Raw genomic sequence first — 13,893 nt, 5'->3', positions numbered from 1 at the left:
CCAGGGGAAGGTCAGCCTGCCCTTACTGGAGCCGGGGACTAAATTACGACATGATTGTGTTGTGTATTCCGTGAGCAATGCTACTGCTGTGCCTATCGCCGGGCACGGGGCCGCGCAGGCCCAGGAAGGGCGCGCCCAAACTGTGCCCGGTCCCGTGGCTGACGCCGATGAGCGCACCCGCGACCGCGTGCTCTCGGCTGTCCTGGAACACGGACCCGTCAGCGCGGCCGAGCTTGGCGACATGCTGGGCTTCACTCCGGCGGCAGTCCGCCGGCACCTCGACCATTTATCCCGTGCCGGCATCATCGAAGTCAAGAGGGTGGCCAGGGCCGGGGCGGGTGCCGGACGCCCCGCGCGCCGTTACGTCCTCAGCTCCGAAGGCCAGTCGAGCCTGGGCAACGATTACCTGGACATTGCCGCGCTGGCGCTCCAGCAGCTCCAGAAAGCAGCAGGACCGGACGCCGTCCGTGCCTTTGCGGTCGAGCGCTTCGCTGAGATGGAACGGCGCTACGCCCCCGAAATCGACAAGGCGGGGCCGGACATCGCTGACCGGGCCAGGGCTCTCGCCGAAGCACTCAGCAGGGACAACTTCGTTGCGTCCGCAGCCTCCATCGAGGCCAAGGCTCCACTGCCGGCCGCGCTCTCCAGCGTCCAGCTGTGCCAAGGCCACTGCCCCATCCAGCAACTCGCGGCCCGCTTCCCGGTGTTCTGCGACGTGGAAACCGAAGTGTTCTCACGGCTGGTGGGCGTCGACGTGCGCCGCCTGTCCACACTGGCCCGCGGCGGGCACGTCTGCACCACCCACATTCCCACAGGCAGGCTGTCTGCGCCCGGGCCCACAAGGCCTTCTGCAGCCCCCGCCAGCCTGAACGAAGTAACAAACCATCAGCAAGAAAGGCCGTGATGACGGACCAACTATCAGAGAAAGCAGTAGCCGAAAACACTGTGATCTCGGAGATTCTGGAAAAGAATCCCGAGCTCCACGGCATCGGCAACTACGAGTACGGCTGGGCTGACAAGAACGATGTCGGCGCCAACGCACGCCGTGGACTCGACGAAGAGGTAGTCCGCGACATCTCGGCTAAGAAGAGCGAGCCTGAGTGGATGCTGGACCTTCGCCTCAAGGGGCTGAAGTACTTCGACCGCAAGCCCATGCCCACCTGGGGTGCAGACCTCTCAGGCATCGACTTCGACAACATCAAGTACTTTGTGCGCTCCACGGAGAAGCAGGCCACCAGCTGGGAGGAACTGCCCGAGGACATCAAAAACACGTACGACAAGCTCGGCATCCCCGAGGCTGAAAAGCAGCGCCTGGTCTCCGGCGTCGCCGCCCAGTATGAGTCCGAGGTTGTCTACCACCAGCTGCGTGAGGACCTTGAGAAGCAGGGCGTCATCTTCCTGGACACCGACACGGCGCTGAAGGAACACCCGGAAATCTTCCAGGAGTACTTCGGCACCATCATCCCGGTTGGTGACAACAAGTTCGCCTCGCTCAACACGGCTGTCTGGTCCGGCGGTTCCTTCGTTTACGTCCCCAAGGGCGTTCACGTGGACATCCCGCTGCAGGCCTACTTCCGCATCAACACCGAGAACATGGGCCAGTTCGAACGGACCCTGATCATCGCCGACGAGGACTCTTACGTCCACTACATCGAAGGCTGCACGGCGCCGATCTACACGTCGGACTCCCTGCACTCTGCCGTGGTGGAAATCGTGGTCAAGAAGGGCGCCCGCGTCCGGTACACCACCATCCAGAACTGGTCCAACAACGTGTACAACCTGGTGACCAAGCGTGCCATCTGCGAAGAAGGCGCCACCATGGAATGGGTGGATGGCAACATCGGCTCGAAGGTGACCATGAAGTACCCGGCCGTGTACCTGGTGGGTGAGCACGCCAAGGGTGAAACCCTGTCCATCGCGTTCGCCGGTGAAGGCCAGCACCAGGACACGGGCTCGAAGATGGTCCACATCGCGCCCAACACCAAGAGCTCCATCATCTCCAAGTCGGTGGCCCGCGGCGGCGGCCGTGCAGCCTACCGCGGCCTGGTCCAGGTCCGCGAAGGCGCCAAGCACTCCGCCAACACCGTGCGCTGTGACGCCTTGCTGGTGGACACCATCTCGCGGTCTGACACCTACCCCTACATCGACATCCGCGAGGACGATGTACAGCTGGGACACGAGGCAACTGTTTCGCGAGTCAGCGAGGAGCAGCTGTTCTACCTCATGTCCCGCGGCATGCCCGAGGACGAGGCCATGGCCATGATCGTGCGCGGCTTCATCGAGCCGATCGCCCGTGAGCTCCCCATGGAATACGCCCTCGAGCTGAACCGCCTCATCGAACTCCAGATGGAAGGATCCGTCGGTTAATGACTGCCGAAGCTACTACTGAAAAGGCCCGCATCGGCGCGCCGTCAATCGCCGGTTTCACTGAGGAAGGCGAACACCTGGTCGCCTCCAAGGTGGACCGCCACCACAGCCACGGCACACAGGTCATGGCCTCCCGCGCGGAGCGCCTCACCAGCCACGATGTCGCTGACTTCGCCCTGCCCAACGGCCGCGAAGAGGAATGGCGCTTCACCCCGGTCCGCGAGCTGGCCAACCTGCTCTCGGACTCGCCTTCGGACGCCGGCGCGCTCGGCGTCACGGTCGAAGGCCCGGACTCCTTTGTCCAGGGTGTCCTCCGCGCCGGTGAGGCCCCCCGCGGTGCCACACTGGTCCCCGCAGACCGTGCCGCCGTCGTCGCTTCCGCAAATGTGGAGGAGGCCCAGCTCATCCGCATTCCCGCGGACGCCGAACTGGACCAGCCCATCCGAGTGCTCATGACCGGCAACGGCGCAGGCCGCCGCACCAACACGCACCATGTCATCGAGGCCGGCGCGAACAGCCGCGCCGTGGTGATCCTGGAACACGACGGTTCCGCCGACCACAACGGCAACGTGGAGGTCTTCGTCCGTGAAGGCGCCCAGCTGACCGTGGTCTCCGTCCAGCTCTGGGAAGACGACGCACGCCACCTGGCCCAGCACGACGCCGAGGTTTCCAAGGACGCCGTGTACAAGCACATCGCGGTGACCCTTGGCGGCAAGATCGTCCGGTTGAACTCCAACGTCCGCTTCGCCGGTGAAGGCGCCGATGCCGAACTCCTCGGCCTCTACTTCGCCGACGCAGGCCAGCACCTGGAGCACCGTTCGTTCGTTGACCACAACCTGGCCAACTGCAAGTCGAACGTCCTCTACAAGGGCGCACTGCAGGGCAAGGGTGCGCACACCGTCTGGGTGGGCGACGTCCTCATCCAGAAGCAGGCCGAAGGCACCGACTCCTACGAGAAGAACCAGAACCTGGTCCTGACCGACGGCTGCCGCGCGGACTCCGTGCCTAACCTCGAAATCGAGACCGGCCTGATCGAGGGTGCCGGCCACGCCAGCTCCACCGGCCGTTTCGACGACGAGCACCTGTTCTACCTGATGGCACGCGGCATCCCTGAGGATGTTGCCCGCCGCCTGGTGGTCCGCGGCTTCCTCAACGAGATCATCCAGCAGATCAAGGTCCCGGCACTCGAAGAGCGCCTGACCGAGGCTGTGGAACGCGAACTCTCGGCAACGGAAAACTAGACGACAGGCAGGCAGGAACACATGAGTGGTAAGCCCAAGGGCGAGCTGGTGTGCAGCGCCAATGACATCAAGGTCAAGCAGGCGCTGCGCATCCTGATCGACGACTACCCCGTCGCCGTGGTCAGGGATTCGATGGGTGACATCCACGCCATCGGCGACACCTGCTCGCACGCTGACATTTCGCTGTCCGAAGGCGACGTGGAAGGCTGCGCGATCGAATGCTGGGGGCACGGCTCCCAGTTCGACCTGCGCAGCGGCCAGCCACTCCAGCTTCCCGCCTACGACCCCGTTCCGGTGTTCGCCATCGAGCTCGACGGCGACGACGTCTACGTGGATGTCACCAACGTTTTGAACGGCGCGGCAGTAAACAACTACTGAGCGCCCCGCAGCACAGACTTACGAACGAACAGAAAGAAGAGCATGTCAACTCTTGAGATCAAGGACCTGCACGTCAGCATTGAGACGGAACAGGGCACCAAGGAGATCCTGAAGGGCGTCAGCCTCACCATCCGCACGGGTGAAACCCACGCCATCATGGGCCCCAACGGATCCGGCAAGTCCACCCTGGCCTCCACCATCGCAGGCCACCCCCGCTACACGGTCACCAGCGGTTCCATCACCCTGGACGGCGAAGACGTCCTGGAGATGAGCGTTGACGCGCGTGCCCGCGCCGGAGTCTTCCTGGCCATGCAGTACCCGGTGGAGGTTCCCGGCGTCACCATGACCAACTTCCTGCGCACCGCGAAGACCGCGATCGACGGCGAAGCACCCAAGCTGCGCACCTGGACCAAGGACGTCAAGGACGCCATGGGGAAGCTGCGCATCGACGCCGACTTCGCCGAGCGCAACGTCAACGAGGGCTTCTCCGGCGGTGAAAAGAAGCGCGTGGAGATCCTGCAGCTTGAGCTCTTCAAGCCGAAGTTCGCCGTGCTGGACGAGACGGACTCCGGCCTGGACGTCGACGCTCTCAAGATCGTTTCCGAAGGCGTCAACCGCGCACACGCCGAGGGCAACATGGGCACGCTGCTCATCACGCACTACACCCGCATCCTGCGCTACATCAAGCCTGACTACGTCCACGTCTTCGTTGACGGCCAGGTTGTCGAGGAAGGCGGCCCGGAACTGGCTGACCGCCTCGAAGAAGAAGGCTACGACCGCTACGCCAAGGGTGCAGGCGCTGCCATCATTGCCGCTGAAGCCGCAGCACAGGCCTAGTTAGGACTTGCGATGACCGAAATCAAGCCGGGCCGCACGGCCCTGGAAGACGTCGAGGAAGCGCTCAAGGACGTCATTGATCCCGAGCTTGGCGTCAACGTGGTGGACCTTGGGCTGCTGTACGGCCTGAAGTACTCCGATGACGACGGTGCGCTCCTGATCGACATGACGCTCACTACGGCGGCCTGCCCCCTCACCGATGTCCTCGAGGAACAGGTGGGCAAAGCCCTGGAAAGCGTTGTGGATGACTGGCGCCTGAACTGGGTGTGGATGCCGCCATGGGGTCCTGAGCGGATCACCGACGACGGCAAGGACCAGATGCGGGCCCTCGGCTTCAACATCTGAAATACCTGAAGTACGACGACGGCCGGTCACCTTCTCCACGAAGGTGACCGGCCGTTGTGCTTGGGCTAAAGGGTGGGGGCGCTGAACGTGTCGCACTGCTTGATGTCGCCGGACTCGTAGCCGCGGGCAAACCAGCGTTGGCGTTCCTCGCTGGAACCATGCGTCCAGCCTTCAGGGGAAACGCGTCCGGTGGCGGCCTTCTGGATGCGGTCGTCGCCCACGGAGGCGGCGGCGGAGAGGGCATCGTTGACGTCCTGCTGCTTCAACGGCTCCAGGTACGGCTGGCCGGTATCGGGGTTCGGCGTCGTGGACGCGTATTTGGCCCACAGCCCGGCATAGCAGTCGGCCTGCAGCTCTGTTCGGACGGAACCGGATTCCGGGCCCTGCGGATCCTGCTGGGCCCGGCCCAGGTCACCGAGGACATTCTGGATGTGGTGGCCGAACTCATGGGCCACCACGTACTCCTGCGCGAGCGGACCGCCGGAGGAACCGAACCGGTCCACCAGTTCCTGGAAGAACCCGGGATCGAAGTAGGCGGTGGTGTCCGTGGGGCAGTAGAACGGGCCTACCTCGGAGGTCGCTGCACCGCACCCGGTGTTGGTGCCGCCCGTGAAGATCACGGCTTCCGGCCGCGGGTACTGCACGTTGTACTGCTGCAGGTAGCCGGGCCAGAACGCGTTCAGGCTGTTGACCGTGCCGGTGATCCGGCAGTCCAGCCGGGCGTCGGCATCGGCGCCGGTACTGCAGGCAGGAGCACTGCCCTGGGTCTGGGGCTGCTCCCCAGTTCCACCACCGGTGAGGCCCCCCAGCAGGTTGGGGTCGATGCCGAGCAGCAGCGCTACGAGCAGCACAAGTCCGCCGCCGATGCCGCCGCCGACTTTTACGCCGCGGCCCATGCCCCGCCGGTCCTGGACCTGGGACGGATCGAGCTGCACATTGTCGTTGAAACTCATATCGTCACAATACCCGCGGATCGGCCGCCCAATCAGGGCCGCCGGTAAAGTTGATCCGATGCCTTTCCTTGACCGAATCCAGCGCTGGGCCACCGAACGGCCGCACGGCACAGCTGTGGCCGTTGCCGGCCGCCGGCTGTCCTGGGCCGAGTTGCGGGGCGGTGCGGCTGCAATGGTTCCGAAGACGGAATCGGTGACCACGCTGTGTGAAGCCAATTCGACTGATTTCGCGCTGAAGCTTGCCGCGGCCGTCGCCGGCGGCCGCCAGTGCGCCGTCCTGGATCCTGCCTGGCCCGCGCACCTGCAGGAGGATATCGTCCGGCGGGTCCAGTCGTCAGCGGACCCGGCGGCGGTCGCTCCGGACGATCCCCTGGCGGACGGTGCGCCCGGCTCAACGTTCCTGATCGGCCTCACGTCAGGCACCACATCCGTGCCAAAGGCGTTCACCCGGTCGCGGCGTTCGTGGCAGGAGTCCTTTGAGGCCTCCATCGAGTTCTTCGGCCTGCGCCGGGACGATGTGACACTCGCCCCCGGACCGCTGGCCGCCAGCCTGAATCTCTACGCCCTGGCCGAGTGCCTCTACGCCGGATCCGAATTCCAGACCCTGGAACACTTCGACGTCGGCGACGTCCACGCAGCCGTCACCCATGACCGCGTGACCCGCCTGGTGCTGGTGCCCACCATGCTGCGGATGCTGAGCGAACGCGGGCTGACCGGGTGTGTGGACGCATCAGGCATCCGGACCATCGTCTGCGCCGGTTCAAAGCTTGATGCCAGGACCCTGGAAGCGGCCCGCCGCTGGGCTCCCAATGCCACCATTTACGAGTACTACGGCGCCTCGGAACTGAGCTTCGTCTCAGGTGCCGGCCTGTCCGCCCACCAGCCACCCGCCGTCGGGAGCACCTGCATAGGACAGCCGTTTCCCGGCGCTGAGGTGCGCATCCTTGATGACGCCGGGCAGCCGGTACCGGACGGCGGGTACGGGAACATCTGTGTGCGCAGCGGCATGGTCAGCAACGGCTACCTGTGGGGCGACGACGGCGAGGCCCTGCGGTCCTTCGGCGACTGGCACACCGTGGGAGACCAGGGTTACCTCGGCCCGGACGGGCTGCATATCCTGGGCCGCCGGGCTGACATGATCCTCACCTCGGGCCGGAACGTCTACCCGCACGAGGTGGAGCTGGCGCTCTGCGCATTGCCCGGTGTTTCCGCCGCCATCGCCGCCGGAATGCCGGACGACCTGCGCGGGCAAAAGGTGGTGGCCGGCGTCGTCCCGTCCCACGGCGGGATCACCGCGACCCAGCTGCGGTCAGGCCTGGAGGACATCCTGGCCCGGGACAAGCGTCCGCTGCAGTACTTCGTCCTCGCCGAGCTTCCCGTCACGGACCGCGGCAAGGTCAGCCGCAACCTGCTGCTGGACTGGATCGCCCATAGGGATCCACGGGTGAAGAGCCTTGGCAGCTGACCTTCTTCCGGCGGACCGCCAGCCCGTGATCATCGCGGCCCGCCGGACCCCTGTGTGCCGGACCAATGGCGCCCTGCGGACCGTCCGCGCCCATGAACTCCTTGCACCGGTGCTCAGCGGCCTGCTCCACGAAACTGCCGCGGCACCCGGCGCGGTGACCGACGTCGTCATTGGCAACGCGGTGGGCGGCGGCGGAAATGTTGCCCGGCTGGCCCTCCTGGACGCAGGGTTGCCCGTGAGTGTTCCTGGCATCACCGTGGACCGCCAGTGCGGGTCCGGCCTGGACGCGATCGCCCTCGCCGCGCAGCTGGTGGCCGCCGGCGGGAACCCGCTCTATCTCGCGGGGGGAGTGGAGAGCACCAGCACGGCTCCCTTGCGCGCGCACAGGAAGTCCGACGGCGGCCCGGAGTTCTACGACCGCGCCCAGTTCGTGCCGTCACGTTTTGGCGACCCGGACATGGGTGTGGCCGCAGAGACGGTGGCCCGGAGGTATGGCATTGCCCGGGACCGGCAGGACGCCTTTGCCCTCGGCAGCCACCGGAAGGCCCTGGAGGCCATGGCGGAGGGCCGCTATGAGCGGGAGATTGTTCCGCTGGCTACGGCCGGAGGGACGGTAGCGGCTGATGACGGCCCGAGGCGCGGTCTCACCCCTGCAGTCATGGGGCGGTTCCCCGCCGCGTTCGTGGCCGGGGGAACTGTCACCGCTGGAAACTCCTGCTTCGACGCGGACGCGGCGTCCGCCGTCGTGATGACCTCCCTGCAGCGGGCCCGCGAACTCGGCGCCGAAGACGGGCTCCTGGTGCTGGGCACATGTACCGCCGGGGTGGAACCGGACGTGCTGGGCGTGGGTGCCGCCGAGGCGGCACGGAGACTGCTGTCCGCCCATGGCGTGGAGGCTGCCGGGCTGGACCTGGTGGAATTCAACGAGGCGTTCGCCTCCCAGGTTCTGGCCTGCTTTGATGAATTGGGCATAGATCCTGCCCGCGCCAATCTTGACGGCGGAGCGCTTGCCCTGGGGCACGCCTACGGTGCCTCCGGCGCCGTGCTGGTGACCAGGCTGCTTGCCCAGGCGCGGAGGGAAGGAACGCCCCGTAGCCTGGGGCTGGCCATGATCAGCAGCGCCGGCGGCATGGGAACGGCGGCCCTGCTGCGCTACGGACACCTGGACTGACCCGCAGTCCGTCCGCCGCTTAGTCCCCGGGGCCGTCGTCTCCAGCGTCTCCGAGCCCCCTGGCGGCGAGCGCCTCACCGGTCTGCCGGGCGTAGGCCACCGAGGTGATGAAAACCGGCAAAACCAGTGCCCGCGGGTTCCGCTCCAGCCCCCGTGCCCTTGCGGAATCCCTGACGTCGGCGAAGGCGCCGGCGATGTAGGGGATGCTGCGCAGCATGACTCCGATGGTGAGTGCGAACCGCTCCGGATCGGCTCCGAAACGCTGGAATGGTGTTGCGGCCGCAACCACGCCGTCCAGGATCCTCTGGACGGGGGTGGTGGCCGTCAGCAGGGACGCGGCCACCACGCAGACCAGGATGTTCAGGACGATCCTGCCCGCTGTGGGCGCACCCAGCTGCCACCACTGGAAGAGCCCGATCACCAGGAGCACCGGAAACAGCGGGCGGACCACACGCCCCAGCCGCTTCGGCCCGGCTCCGGTCAAAAGGAACAGCCCGCACAGCGCAGCCAGCACCGCCAGGGATACGCCCCAGTCGACAACCAGGAACGATGCCAGGCCGCAGGCGAACACCAGCAGGAATTTCAGGGCCAGGGGCGACCGGTGGATGAAGGAGTTGCCCGGCACATAGTTGGCCAGCAGGAACCCGTGGCCCCTCATGGCGTGGCCGGACCGGTGGCCGGGCCGGTGGGGTGCCGCATGCCGTCCAGGCACAGGGCACGGTAGAAGGCGACGGCGTCTGCCGGAGCGCCGTCGAACGCCACCGTTCCGTTCTCGATCACCAGGACCCGGTCCATGTCCAGGGCCAGCTCGAGGTCATGGGTGGACATGATGACCTGCTGCTCCAGTCCTCCAAGGGTATGGCGCAGCAGTTCCCGGTTCCTGAGATCCAGGAGCGTGGACGGTTCGTCCAGGACCAGCACCGAGGGGTTGACGGCCAGGACCGCCGCGAGTGCCATCAACTGGCGTTCCCCGCCGGAGAGTTCGTAGATGCTTTGGTCGGCCAGGGGCAGCAGGCCGAGGTGGTCGAGTGCGGCTTCGGCCATGGTTTGCCGTTCGCGGCCGTTCCGGACAGAGCGGCGCAGCGACAGCTCAACGTCCTCCCGGCCGGTGGGCATGACCAGCTGGGAAAGCGGGTCGGTGAAGACGAAGCCGACGCTCCGGCGGACTTTCCGGACCGAGCGGACTGTATCGTCGCCGTCGACAGCTACTTTGCCCGCCGTTGGCTGAATGAGTCCGTTTACCAGGCGCAGCAGCGTGGACTTGCCGGAACCGTTGGAGCCGATGACGCCCACGCGACGTTCCGCCAGGCGGAGGTTCACCCCGTCGAGGAGGACCTTGGGCGTGGGGGAGTGGTCCGTTTCTACGGTGACCGTTACCTGGTCAAAGGCGACAACTGGCACTGACGTTCTTCCTAGGCCTTGGCGCGCTGGACAGGTGACTGGCTGCGGCGCGAGCGGCGGACCAGAATGTCCGGGAAGGCGCGGTGCAGGGCAACGGCGATCCCGGCGGCGAGGACGTTCTTGACGATGTCCCCTGGGTAGAAGACGACGTCGCTGAGGAAGGCCTGGCCAAGGGTGGTTTTGGCGTTGATCGCGATGCCGGCGACGCCCAGGGTGTGGACGGTGACAATGCTGGTCACCGTGGCCGCGAGGAAGAACCACAGCGCGCGGGCCTTGGTGGTGCGGCGGATCACCACCGTTGCCAGCCATCCGACAAGTGCGGCAGCTATGGGAAAAGCGATGATGTAGCCCGCGGACGGGCCGGCAAGGATGCCCAAGCCGCTGCGGCCCTGGCTGAAGATGGGCAGCCCGGCAAGGCCCAGGAGGGTGTAGAGGCCGACGGCGGCGAAGCCCCTTCCGGGTCCGAGCACCAGGCCGGTCAGCATGACGGCGAGGGTCTGGAAGGTGATGGGGACGCCGAAGCCGTTCACCGCCAGGCCCGGCACGAGCGCGGCGCCGGCCACCAGTGCGGCGAAGACGCCGATGAGTCCAAGGTCGGTGGCGTTCCAGCGGCGGCGCCCGGATGGAAGGTCTGAGGTGACGGCAGTGTCGGTGTTGCTCATGGCGGTCCTGTCGGGGTTGTACAAGCGGAATCTAATGTACAGCCGACGTTACTGGGACGGAACAGGGCCCATTTTGTAGGGGACCTACTAAGCGGCGGGCCCGGAGATTGGGGGCAGGGCACAACGGCGGGCGGAACCGGCTGGTTGGCTCGCCGTTGCGGGAGGGACGGCATCTGGCATGCCGTCTCTCCCGCCGTTCCCTCGCTAGTTCAGCGCCGGAGTATCAGTGGGAATGACACCGGCTCCGTACAGATCCGTGGCAAGGTCGCGCAGGGCCCGGAGTGCCACCCTTTGGGTGAAGGGGCCGTACGACACCCTCGCCACGCCAAGTTCCTGGAGTTGGGCTGCCGGGAGCGCACCGGGGGCGCCAATAATGGACAGCTTTCCGCGGCCGAGGCCGTCGACGAGGGGTTCGATGACGTCCCGGGTCAGGGCGCCAGGGACAAAGACCAATGCCGCACCGGCGTCGAGGAAGGCACGGCCCCGGGCAATGGCATCCTCGATGCTGTCCTGTACGGGCCGGTCCCCGCCGCGGACCAGCGCATCCGTGCGCGCGTTCAACTGGAAGGGGACGCCTTCCGCGTCGGCGGCCCGGACGATCGCCGCTACGCGGGAGACTGCTTCATCGAACGGCCGTAGCCTGTCCTCGACGTTGGCACCGGCAATACCGAGTCCGATGGCCCGCCGGATGGTCTCGGCAGGGTCCTGGTAGCCGTCGTCGAGGTCCGCGGTGACGGGCAGGTCGACGGCGTCGACGATGCGCTTTGCGCCTTCGAGGGCAACGTCCAACGGCATGGCGCCATCCGCGTAGCCAAGTGCGGCTGCGATCGAGTGGCCCGCCGTCGCGATCGCTTTAGTCTGAGGGAGGCCCGCGACGGTTGCCGCGCTGATGGCGTCCCACACGTTGACTACCTGGAGGATCTCGGGTGCTTCGTGGAGGGCCTTGAGCTGCTGGGCGCGCTCCACTGTTGTTGTTCCAGTCATTCGTGGTTGTTCCTTATCCGTAGGTCAGGCACGTCTTTGCAATTCCTACCTACACACATGGGGTGGCCTCAAGGCAAGGCAAGTTCGCGCAGGGCGGGAGTACCGCTTACCACCGACTGCTGCCTTTGCGGGGCAGGATGGGAGGCATGATTGTTGAACTTCGCCCGTGGACGACTGAGGACGCCGCTGCACTGTGCACCGCCAATGGGGGAGATCAGGATTTGCAGGCCCAATTTGGCGGAGTCGATCTGGGAAGCCTGGGTAGCTCGCAGAAATACATAAATGAGTATTTGGTGATGAGTGAAACTCGGAGGAACTGGGCAATATGCGTCGACTACGTGGCGATCGGCAACGTCGGGCTTTCGGGAGTTGAACGGCGTCACGGGACTGCCTGGGCTTCATACTGGCTGGCATCGCCCTATCGGGGGCGCGGTCTGGCCGCCCGGGCTCTTGCCACGGTTGCTTCGGTCGCGTTCCAGGAGGGGTTGTTCCGGCTTGAGCTGGGGCATCGCGTTAACAATCCCGCATCCTGCAATGTCGCTACCCGCGCGGGCTTTGTTCCTGAAGGCATAGAACGCAAGAAACTCAGGTACGGCAGCCAACGGTTCGACGTGGAGACCCATGCGCGGCTGCTGACGGATCCAGCTCCGGACGTTGCGCCACTTCCAATACAGGCCTACAAGGCAACTACCGTCGTCGAGTAACAGGACGTACGCTGGCAAGGCCGTTCCTGGCAGTTGCATGTTTGGGGGAAGTTTTGGAAATTGTCGTATTCGTGGTGCTGCCGCTTGTCTTCTTTTACATTCTTTACGGCGTTATCAGGGCAGCGGTGCGGGACGGAATCCTCGCTGCTGACCGGGTCCGGAGCGCGGGCAGCATCGAAGAAGCTGGTGCGCTGGAGGTAGCCGAACAGCGTGAGCCCTAGGCTTAACCGCCCGCAGCGGCTGCAGCGGTTCGGAAGAATAGCCTCATGGAATTTAACCGGCTCCTGCAGATCCGGCGCATCTTCGCCCAGCCGGAGGCGCTGGAATTGCCCCGTGGCCGCGAGATCGTCGAGCGCTGGCCGGACGCCGACGTCGTACCTGTCGAGAACCACTGGAACATCCCGGAGCTGCACGGCGACGAGACCAACGTGCCGCGGTGGTCCAGGATCAAGACCGAGGCGCTGGTCCTCGGAGTGAAAAAGTCCTTGACCGTGAAGCCCAACGGGCGATCGGCAGACTTCATCGCCCCCTCCACGGCGAACGGGTGCGCCATGGCCTGCGCCTATTGCTACGTCCCCCGCCATAAGGGTTACAGCAACCCGGTTACCGTTTTTGCCAACATCAACCAGATCGCTGCGACGCTTGAACGGCACGTCATGAAGCAGGGCATCAAGCTCGAACCCAACCAATGCGATCCCGAACTCTGGGTCTATGACATCGGTGAAAACAGTGACTGCTCCGTGGATGCGCTGATCAGTGACAACGTAGAGGACCTGGTTGGGCTATTCCGGGAACTGCCCACCGCCAAGCTGTCATTCGCTACGAAGTACGTCAACAGCGACATGCTCACGTGGGACCACGGCGGGCACAGCCGGATTCGCTTTTCGCTGATGCCCGCGCACCTGGCGAAGTCCATAGATGTCCGGACGTCCCCGGTAGCCGAACGCATTGCCGCGATCAACGACTTCGTCGACGCCGGGTACGAGGTGCACGTCAATTTCTCCCCGGTGGTGGTCACCGAGACCTGGCTTGAGGACTGGCGTGAACTGCTTCAACAGCTCGACGCCAACGTGACGCCCGCAGCCAAAGCGCAGCTTGCAGCGGAAGTGATCTTCCTGACCCATAATGAGGGACTTCACAAGGTCAACCTCGGATGGCACCCGCAGGCTGAGAAGGTCCTCTGGCGTCCGGACCTGCAGGAGTCCAAGACCTCCTCCAACGGCTTCAGCAACGTCCGTTACCGCAGCGGAAGCAAGGGCCGCTATGTACGGCAGCTGACGGCACTGATCGAGGAGATCGCCCCCTATTGCCGGGTCCGCTACGCCTTCTGATGTTCCGGTCCGCGCCGGAAGGTCCGGTTTCCTTGGCATGGACGGTAGACTTGT

At 65.5% G+C, this 13,893-nt stretch carries 16 protein-coding genes; 11 read left to right on the top strand and 5 right to left on the bottom strand.

Going from position 1 to position 13,893, the window contains the following annotated elements; genetic code table 11:
• The first annotated feature begins 61 nt into the window (after positions 1 to 61).
• Genes OVA06_RS08890 through OVA06_RS08865 form a run of 6 tightly spaced genes read left to right on the top strand, consistent with a single transcriptional unit; the run spans position 62 to position 5,168 of the window.
• Positions 62 to 904, top strand: coding sequence for a helix-turn-helix transcriptional regulator (locus OVA06_RS08890; protein ID WP_390896643.1), 843 nt, complete (start codon positions 62 to 64; stop codon positions 902 to 904).
• Positions 904 to 2,367, top strand: a complete 1,464-nt coding sequence (sufB, locus tag OVA06_RS08885; protein ID WP_056079005.1) for a Fe-S cluster assembly protein SufB — start codon at positions 904 to 906, stop codon at positions 2,365 to 2,367. The genes OVA06_RS08890 and sufB overlap by 1 nt, the downstream gene beginning before the upstream one ends.
• Positions 2,367 to 3,608, top strand: coding sequence for a Fe-S cluster assembly protein SufD (gene sufD / locus OVA06_RS08880; protein ID WP_056079008.1), 1,242 nt, complete (start codon positions 2,367 to 2,369; stop codon positions 3,606 to 3,608). The genes sufB and sufD overlap by 1 nt, the downstream gene beginning before the upstream one ends.
• Positions 3,609 to 3,629: 21 nt before the next feature.
• Positions 3,630 to 3,986 (top strand): non-heme iron oxygenase ferredoxin subunit, encoded by a 357-nt coding sequence (locus tag OVA06_RS08875; protein ID WP_015937043.1) that lies wholly within the window; start codon positions 3,630 to 3,632, stop codon positions 3,984 to 3,986.
• A 42-nt stretch (positions 3,987 to 4,028) separates the two neighbouring features.
• Positions 4,029 to 4,823: a Fe-S cluster assembly ATPase SufC gene (sufC, locus tag OVA06_RS08870; protein ID WP_056079011.1), complete on the top strand. Its 795-nt coding sequence runs from the start codon at positions 4,029 to 4,031 to the stop codon at positions 4,821 to 4,823.
• A gap of 12 nt (positions 4,824 to 4,835) precedes the next feature.
• A complete protein-coding gene (locus tag OVA06_RS08865; protein ID WP_045732257.1) occupies positions 4,836 to 5,168 on the top strand; it encodes a metal-sulfur cluster assembly factor in 333 nt (110 codons plus the stop codon).
• Positions 5,169 to 5,233: 65 nt separating this feature from the next.
• Here OVA06_RS08865 and ypfJ read toward each other — a convergent pair whose 3' ends face one another.
• Complete coding sequence (ypfJ, locus tag OVA06_RS08860) at positions 5,234 to 6,121, bottom strand: KPN_02809 family neutral zinc metallopeptidase (RefSeq protein WP_056079014.1); 888 nt, start codon at positions 6,119 to 6,121, stop codon at positions 5,234 to 5,236.
• Between the two features lie 58 nt (positions 6,122 to 6,179).
• On the opposite strand from ypfJ, the gene OVA06_RS08855 reads away from it, so the two are divergent.
• Positions 6,180 to 7,586: a class I adenylate-forming enzyme family protein gene (locus tag OVA06_RS08855; protein ID WP_056079016.1), complete on the top strand. Its 1,407-nt coding sequence runs from the start codon at positions 6,180 to 6,182 to the stop codon at positions 7,584 to 7,586.
• Positions 7,576 to 8,757, top strand: coding sequence for a thiolase family protein (locus tag OVA06_RS08850; protein ID WP_268157692.1), 1,182 nt, complete (start codon positions 7,576 to 7,578; stop codon positions 8,755 to 8,757). Before OVA06_RS08855 ends, OVA06_RS08850 begins: the two co-directional genes overlap by 11 nt.
• 19 nt (positions 8,758 to 8,776) lie before the next feature.
• On the opposite strand, the gene OVA06_RS08845 is transcribed toward OVA06_RS08850, so the two are convergent.
• From OVA06_RS08845 to OVA06_RS08830, 4 genes are all read right to left on the bottom strand, one after another.
• Positions 8,777 to 9,415: an energy-coupling factor transporter transmembrane component T family protein gene (locus tag OVA06_RS08845; protein ID WP_268157690.1), complete on the bottom strand. Its 639-nt coding sequence runs from the start codon at positions 9,413 to 9,415 to the stop codon at positions 8,777 to 8,779.
• Positions 9,412 to 10,158, bottom strand: coding sequence for an energy-coupling factor ABC transporter ATP-binding protein (locus OVA06_RS08840; protein ID WP_268157688.1), 747 nt, complete (start codon positions 10,156 to 10,158; stop codon positions 9,412 to 9,414). Before OVA06_RS08840 ends, OVA06_RS08845 begins: the two co-directional genes overlap by 4 nt.
• An 11-nt stretch (positions 10,159 to 10,169) precedes the next feature.
• Positions 10,170 to 10,820, bottom strand: coding sequence for a biotin transporter BioY (locus OVA06_RS08835; RefSeq protein WP_268157685.1), 651 nt, complete (start codon positions 10,818 to 10,820; stop codon positions 10,170 to 10,172).
• Positions 10,821 to 11,024: 204 nt separating this feature from the next.
• Positions 11,025 to 11,804, bottom strand: coding sequence for an isocitrate lyase/PEP mutase family protein (locus OVA06_RS08830; protein ID WP_268157683.1), 780 nt, complete (start codon positions 11,802 to 11,804; stop codon positions 11,025 to 11,027).
• Between the two features lie 146 nt (positions 11,805 to 11,950).
• Here OVA06_RS08830 and OVA06_RS08825 point away from each other — a divergent pair, with 146 nt between their 5' ends.
• The 3 genes from OVA06_RS08825 to OVA06_RS08815 are packed head-to-tail and all read left to right on the top strand — an operon-like array spanning position 11,951 to position 13,839.
• Positions 11,951 to 12,508: a GNAT family N-acetyltransferase gene (locus tag OVA06_RS08825; protein ID WP_268157681.1), complete on the top strand. Its 558-nt coding sequence runs from the start codon at positions 11,951 to 11,953 to the stop codon at positions 12,506 to 12,508.
• 53 nt (positions 12,509 to 12,561) lie between these two features.
• Positions 12,562 to 12,729 carry a hypothetical protein gene (locus OVA06_RS08820; protein WP_235501487.1) on the top strand — a complete coding sequence of 56 codons (168 nt, stop codon included), beginning with the start codon at positions 12,562 to 12,564 and terminating at the stop codon, positions 12,727 to 12,729.
• Between the two features lie 45 nt (positions 12,730 to 12,774).
• Positions 12,775 to 13,839, top strand: a complete 1,065-nt coding sequence (locus tag OVA06_RS08815) for a spore photoproduct lyase family protein (protein WP_268157679.1) — start codon at positions 12,775 to 12,777, stop codon at positions 13,837 to 13,839.
• Positions 13,840 to 13,893 lie beyond the last annotated feature (54 nt).

The sequence above is a fragment of the Pseudarthrobacter sp. SL88 genome (assembly GCF_026672455.1).
GTDB lineage: Bacteria > Actinomycetota > Actinomycetes > Actinomycetales > Micrococcaceae > Arthrobacter.
Note: the sequence above shows the minus strand (reverse complement) of the source record. Positions and strands in the feature narration are given on the sequence as shown.

Bases quoted from the DNA above. Each gene is read 5' to 3' on its own strand.
- sufB (WP_056079005.1), top strand. From the start codon at position 904: ATGACGGACCAACTATCAGAGAAAGCAGTAGCCGAAAACACTGTGATC.
- sufD (WP_056079008.1), top strand. From the start codon at position 2,367: ATGACTGCCGAAGCTACTACTGAAAAGGCCCGCATCGGCGCGCCGTCA.
- OVA06_RS08875 (WP_015937043.1), top strand. From the start codon at position 3,630: ATGAGTGGTAAGCCCAAGGGCGAGCTGGTGTGCAGCGCCAATGACATC.
- sufC (WP_056079011.1), top strand. From the start codon at position 4,029: ATGTCAACTCTTGAGATCAAGGACCTGCACGTCAGCATTGAGACGGAA.
- OVA06_RS08865 (WP_045732257.1), top strand. From the start codon at position 4,836: ATGACCGAAATCAAGCCGGGCCGCACGGCCCTGGAAGACGTCGAGGAA.
- ypfJ (WP_056079014.1), bottom strand. From the start codon at position 6,121: ATGAGTTTCAACGACAATGTGCAGCTCGATCCGTCCCAGGTCCAGGAC.
- OVA06_RS08855 (WP_056079016.1), top strand. From the start codon at position 6,180: ATGCCTTTCCTTGACCGAATCCAGCGCTGGGCCACCGAACGGCCGCAC.
- OVA06_RS08845 (WP_268157690.1), bottom strand. From the start codon at position 9,415: ATGAGGGGCCACGGGTTCCTGCTGGCCAACTATGTGCCGGGCAACTCC.
- OVA06_RS08835 (WP_268157685.1), bottom strand. From the start codon at position 10,820: ATGAGCAACACCGACACTGCCGTCACCTCAGACCTTCCATCCGGGCGC.
- OVA06_RS08830 (WP_268157683.1), bottom strand. From the start codon at position 11,804: ATGACTGGAACAACAACAGTGGAGCGCGCCCAGCAGCTCAAGGCCCTC.
- OVA06_RS08825 (WP_268157681.1), top strand. From the start codon at position 11,951: ATGATTGTTGAACTTCGCCCGTGGACGACTGAGGACGCCGCTGCACTG.
- OVA06_RS08815 (WP_268157679.1), top strand. From the start codon at position 12,775: ATGGAATTTAACCGGCTCCTGCAGATCCGGCGCATCTTCGCCCAGCCG.